Source organism: Paenibacillus sp. 10L310 (assembly GCF_056395745.1).
The window spans coordinates 1,170,225-1,176,224 of the sequence record NZ_JBFTKC010000001.1 but is presented as its reverse complement, the minus strand read 5'-3'; the positions used below and the strand labels follow the sequence as shown (position 1 = coordinate 1,176,224).

Genomic DNA, 6,000 nt, shown 5'->3' with positions numbered 1-6,000 from the left:
TTCCAACGCCCCCCATCCCATTGTTGTAATAATCTCTTTTGAATTTTGAGCCTCATCAAATTCCACTTCATAATCATGATCTATAGGATTTCGAAGCATTTCATCATAAAATTCTCCTTTCAATTCATAGTTCCCAATGCTCATGGACAACACTTCATTGTTAGTAGCATCTGATTGACCTTCAGTTATTTCTTTCGATTCTGTTCCATCACCTCTACTCACTACATCAGGAGGCAGTTCAGAATTCATTATTGATTTAGTTTCGCTGTTCAAGGTAGTCGATTGACTGCTATTTTGGCAAGATGAAAACACTATCGTAATAAATAATAATAAGAGTATCTTACCTTTCATAAATTATCTCCTTTAATGGCGCATAACGTTACTGTATCCACGCCCCTCTCACTAACCCAAGCGACCAATTGGAGCGGCCGCGATGCTGTTAGTCGTACGGATGTATCCGCTGAATGCACTTCCCTGCCATTCCCCTGCGGCGGACCGAGGAGCCTTTGGGTTGCGAAGCACGGATATGATGTTAGATGATGTCTCACAAACGACCTCTAAATGCCCTCAAAGTCCTTAATGAGTCCCTTTGCTTTCCCAATATTATTTAATCCCCATTGAGCATATTCTTTCGCGTCCCTATTATTACCTAGAAATTTATGCGTTCGTGCAATTAACAAAACCAACCTTAAATCAAGTGGAGCTCCAAAATTTTCAATCTTCTTAGATCTAGCTATTATCTCAGCCAATGAAATTGATGTTATGATCCCAAGATCATTGAATTGAGAAAAATAACTGATTCCTTCATCCAAAAATAACTGTTTCATTTCATTTATAGTAATTATTGCATCCTCCTCTGTTTCTCCATATTGAAACCATCTTTCACGTTCCACTGTAAAAAATCTCTTAAACCAATTTGGATTTTTATTAAGACGTTTTCTGAATTCACAATCATAGGTCGTGATTTCATTTGAAGACTTTAATTCACCAATAGAATTAGGGAGGAAATCTAGATGCACCCCCATCTCCATAACACAAGATCCACCTGATTTATCTGCCTGAATCACCAGAGTATAAATAAAGTGATTATCAGTTGTCTTAACAAAGTGATGATCGGTTCCCATAAACCCAACCTCATGTAGTTTTGGAGCAAAATACACCCTGATTAGCTTTCTAAAATCTTTAGTATTCACGTTCTCATATCCTTTGTGAGATTTCCGATAACGTTGTTTTATTCAATTAGTTATCGGATGTCTTAGTCCCATTGAACTACCTACAAATTCTTTCCAAATTCATTAAGTACTTTATTTACAAATCCGGTCTTCCCATCCGTATAAAACTGGCGATTTTCTCTATATTTAATAACCAATTCTTTCTTTAGATTGGCATATTCGACTACAAATTCGGGATTGCTAATTAATGCATCTCTGAAGGATATATGTCTTAATAACTCTTTGCTCTCTTTATTACAAACATATAAATGATGTTCAGGTTTCTGTATTTTCACTATACTATAGGGAACATTTGCATCTTTTCTTGCAAAAGCTTCTCTGTTCTCAACACTCAAATTACCTTCATGATAGTAGCCTAAACTTTCTAATCCTTGAATTACATCTGGAAGCAAGTCCATAGAATCAATTACTACATCAATATCTAAAATAGGTTTTGCCGCCAGTCCAGGTACTGCGGTACTACCAACGTGCTCAATTCTTAGTACTAGATCCCCGAGTCTATGTTCTATGATGGATTTCAGATCAAAAAACATTTCAGGCCATTGATTGTTGTAATCTTCAATAATTATTGTTTTTTTACTCATCCTTGAGATGCCCCCAAAAAATAAAGTACGAATGCCCGATTCGTGAACATGGTGTTATGATATGGTGATGTTTTCTATGGATTACTTTCAAATATTACGCTAGAATATGGTTTTATTACTTGATCCGAAAAATATTCTTTAAAGAATTCATTAGTTGTTCCAGGAAATTTATAATGTTCTAAAGATTCTTCTAGCCTATACACTGTCCTCTTAATTTCATTAATGGGTAACCATTCAATCCCAACCTGTCCAACATCAGCTTGTAGGCTTCTTAATTCATCATTTAGGAAATGAGTGCTACACTCATAAATAAAATCAATAGAATGAACTTCCTTCATTATGAAAGAGTATTCATGATTGCGCGATATGTATTCCCTTACACAAACTAACCCACTGCTAGATATTTCAATACCCAGCTCTTCCATACATTCGCGACTTAAAGCCTGTTCCAATGTTTCGTTCTCTTCTTGAGCTCCTCCAGGTAGTACATAATAAATACATATATTTGCTCTTCTTTTCTTTATTAATAGAAGATTGTCATTCTGGATAATCAATGCTCGTACTGTATTTCGAATCATCTAGAATAATCTCCCTCCATACAATGTCTACATCACTTTCTCAGAACGTTCCCGTATTCACGACCCAGCGAACGCTGAGTGTCCAGCTTATGCCGGGCCCATGACGAATGTCCGTAGCGTGAATATTATGTTATAGGATGAGCAAGACATCTAGATTATTTTACTTTAGTTTAATGTAATCTATTACTTTATTTAAATATGTTTCAATTGGCTCAGAACTGTCGACAATAAAGTATTCATATTTTTCAGATTTCTTACTCTGTTGTATGCCATGTTTGAATGCTTCATATGTTGTGCTCTCTATTTGACTAATTTTTCTTTCTCTTGTTAATAATCGTTGCTGAATCAACTCGTAATTATCCACGTAACATTCTACATATTTGTATTTAATCTTATACTTTAAACACAGTTGCTCACCGATCTCTATCATTTTTTCATATAAACAAGGGACATCAAAAATCACACTATTCCCTTGACTTAAATAAAATTCAATTAATGCCCAATCAATATGATAAGACGTTTTACCTAAGACATTCATACTTAGATTTTGATTGTCTAATGCCTCTAATACAGCCGTTTTAGAGATATCATGATCAACTATAACTGCATTCGTTAATTTAGATATTTGTATTGCCAAACTTGATTTTCCTGATCCTGGGAAACCAGACATTTGTAAAAAAAACATACTATTCCTCCTCACAGAAAATTAAGAGTATTCTCGCTTGCCTTTCGGAAAACGTTGGTGCATTCCTGACGTTCAAGCGGCTTAAATGACCGAAGGAACGGGTCGATGGACTTAGCCTGTTGCATGTATCGCCTGATACCGCTTCTTTGAAATTCTTCTAAGCGATCAAGGACGAATGCCCACGGTAGAAATGCGTTGTTATACGACGATACTTCCTTCTTCGATTCCACTAATAATATCTCTTACTTCTTTTAGATCTCTACATATAAAGTTGGGTTCTGCAATATCTGTTTTAATCTTATTTAACCGATTTAACCAGACTGTCGCTATTCCTAAAATACCTGCTCCACCGACATCGCTCATTAAAGAATCCCCGATATGTAACACCTCTTTAGGAGACAGATTGTGTCTTTCTAAGGCTTCAATAAATAATTCTGGTCTTGGTTTATATGATTTAACGTCTTCACTTGTAATTATTTCATTTACCTTTATCCCATGATAAGCTATTGCGGCTTTTACATCGGCTGTGTCAATATTCGATAATATGTAGACTTCATATCCTTGAAGAGTTTCTAGAAATGGAATTGTATCACTAAATATTTTAGGCTCACTCCAGTGATCGAATTGCTTCTGGATGATCTCATTTACATCACAGTTTGATCTATATTTAGAAATCGTCTCAGATAATGATAAAATCCCGAGTTCGCGCTGGGATTTAAATGTCTCACCATAGCTGTTTTTAAACATGTTCGAAAATATGTTCCACCAGTATCTACCTATATCACTTACTTCGCATTCTTCCACACTATTTTCTTGTATTTCCTTACAGATCAATGGGATGATATCGTCATCCTCATGAACCAAGGTTCCATAAAAGTCCAGAAATATTGCTTTAATACTCATCATCATCCCGTCTCCTTTGATTAAACTCTCTAAGCCTATTCTTCAGTATTGTCGTATAACGTTCCTGTATTAACGACCTAGCGTATGCCGGGTGTCTGGCGAATGCCGGACCAAAGGCGTATGCCCGAAGCGTGAATATTATGTTATGTGGAATCGACTTACAAATTGCTCCTGTATTTATTTATCTGCTCGTCTAATGTCCTTCTCACTTCTTCATAGATTCTAATCACTTCATTCAATTCGTTCTTTAATTCTTGATGTTCGTTCCACAATATTCTTTCTCTACTTTGAGTACCGAACAAAATAAATCTCCAATATATAAATCTCCTGATCCGAATGGGTTCTGTATTAATTTTTCTAAGGCTATTCGCAAAAGAAAATCTAGATTCATTTGTTGCCCGATCAAAAGTCTTAATTCTTCATTATTCAATTCGCAAAGAGGTTTTTTCCTTAATTGATGTACTTGTATTACTAATGAGAAAGCAAAATTCGGTTCGTCCCAATAGTCGTTTTCAAGCTCTTCAAGGGTTTTGGTTAGATCGATTTGCTGCATGGTTTCACCCTCTTAAAGAAATGATTTGTGGTAAGTCACATAACGTTCCTGTATTCATGAACCCCAAAGGGTTGTCTGCTGAAATGCCCCCTGAAATCCTTTTCACAGACCAAGGCTCCAATGGAGCCGATGCTTAAATATTATGTTAAGCGTTGCTTCTGTCTTCCTGAGTTGACTTCATTGATCCTGTACTGACATAAATCTAATTTTCTTGGTTCTTATTCTTGGTATGCCAATTTAAGATCTCTTTATGCGTTCTATCAATCTTGCTGTTAAATCGTTCTTTGTACTCTTCTTTAATATCGTTGGGATCATATCCATACCATATCTCACAATTGATTAAAAGATCCCGAATCTCATCCATCGACTCTTGAGAAAGCAACATTAATATTTCCGTAGTTAAACGATCATGTTCGTCATCAGGAGCACCACCTTCAACTAGATTCACAGGATCAAATCTGTTAACGATTTCTCTTAGTTCTAAAAATGTCTTTGAATCTTTTGAGATCTTTATTTCACGATTCTCTTGAGAATTATTTCCAAATTTCATATATTCCCTCCACGATAAATCTTCGAGTCCACTTTAACGTTTAATAGGCCTAAAACCTGTAAAGTGTTTGCTTTATAGGTTTGCTCTTCGATAATCACACCTCTTGTTCGAATCACTTCGTCGATCTTAGTAATTCCTCGATTTTGAACCGTTCTTAAATGCGCTCTTCCAGAAGTTGCGCTTAACGTTCCTGTAGCCGATTGGATATGTCACCTGATTCAGCTTCTACGAAAACTCTTCTTGGTGACCAAGGGAGCGTAGCGACCGATGTGGGAATGCAATATTATCGGATGTAACATGACCCCTTGAATCAACTAATAAAATCCTGTATTCTTCTTCCATTCTCTATCCGTTCTTTAAATTGCCCTTTTGTATATTCATCAATGGTTTTATTCCAAAATATCTGAGCCGATTTGTTTCCTTCGATCTGATAGACTTCCCATTGTCCTTTATATAAATCAAAAATACGAGCAGCTACAGCTTTGCCAATCCCTTCTCGTCTATATTTCTTTAATATAAAAAACTCAGCAATTGAATAGTAATCACGTTCAGCCGTTTCAATTAACCTTACCAATACAAAACCCACATGCTTATCATTTTGTTTAATTAAATACGGAAATCTATGATTCTTTTCTATCCAGTAATCTTCTAATGGATACGCTCCGTATAGCCCATTTTCTTCTACATCGCATTTTATAAATTCTGAAAAGTCATAAATATAAAACTGCATCAAATTCTCCAAAACTTCCTTACATTCTTTGTTTGCTTGAATTATTTCAAATTTCATTTGATGTTCTCCGCTCTAATTTTATATATTCATGTTATTTCCGATTACGTTCCTGTATCCACGACGTGCCACCAACTTAAGCGACCAACGGGAGCGGCCGCAATGCGGTTAGTCGGTGCGGATGTGTC

General features: G+C 35.9%; 8 protein-coding genes and 1 pseudogene. All 9 read right to left on the bottom strand.

All coding sequences use genetic code 11. The features are described from left to right. Positions 1-351, bottom strand: a pseudogene (locus AC1DE7_RS05635) (lysozyme inhibitor LprI family protein); the annotation flags it as partial. A 206-nt stretch (positions 352-557) separates the two neighbouring features. Next, positions 558-1,193: a DUF4304 domain-containing protein gene (locus tag AC1DE7_RS05630; protein WP_477533880.1), complete on the bottom strand. Its 636-nt coding sequence runs from the start codon at positions 1,191-1,193 to the stop codon at positions 558-560. 80 nt (positions 1,194-1,273) lie between these two features. Continuing rightward, a complete protein-coding gene (locus AC1DE7_RS05625) occupies positions 1,274-1,816 on the bottom strand; it encodes a GrpB family protein (RefSeq protein WP_477533879.1) in 543 nt (180 codons plus the stop codon). A 74-nt stretch (positions 1,817-1,890) separates the two neighbouring features. After that, a complete protein-coding gene (locus tag AC1DE7_RS05620) occupies positions 1,891-2,394 on the bottom strand; it encodes an NUDIX domain-containing protein (RefSeq protein ID WP_477533878.1) in 504 nt (167 codons plus the stop codon). A 160-nt stretch (positions 2,395-2,554) separates the two neighbouring features. Further along, on the bottom strand, positions 2,555-3,079 hold the full coding sequence (locus AC1DE7_RS05615) for a P-loop nucleotide/nucleoside kinase family protein (protein WP_477533877.1): 525 nt from the start codon (positions 3,077-3,079) through the stop codon (positions 2,555-2,557). 198 nt (positions 3,080-3,277) lie between these two features. Continuing rightward, positions 3,278-3,982, bottom strand: a complete 705-nt coding sequence (locus tag AC1DE7_RS05610; RefSeq protein WP_477533876.1) for an HAD family hydrolase — start codon at positions 3,980-3,982, stop codon at positions 3,278-3,280. A 247-nt stretch (positions 3,983-4,229) separates the two neighbouring features. Beyond that, entirely contained in the window at positions 4,230-4,535 is a 306-nt protein-coding gene (locus tag AC1DE7_RS05605) for a contact-dependent growth inhibition system immunity protein (RefSeq protein ID WP_477533875.1), read from the bottom strand. 202 nt (positions 4,536-4,737) lie between these two features. Then, positions 4,738-5,085, bottom strand: coding sequence for a hypothetical protein (locus tag AC1DE7_RS05600; protein WP_127543665.1), 348 nt, complete (start codon positions 5,083-5,085; stop codon positions 4,738-4,740). 310 nt (positions 5,086-5,395) lie between these two features. After that, positions 5,396-5,872, bottom strand: a complete 477-nt coding sequence (locus AC1DE7_RS05595; protein WP_477533874.1) for a GNAT family N-acetyltransferase — start codon at positions 5,870-5,872, stop codon at positions 5,396-5,398. Between the last annotated feature and the right edge of the window lie 128 nt (positions 5,873-6,000).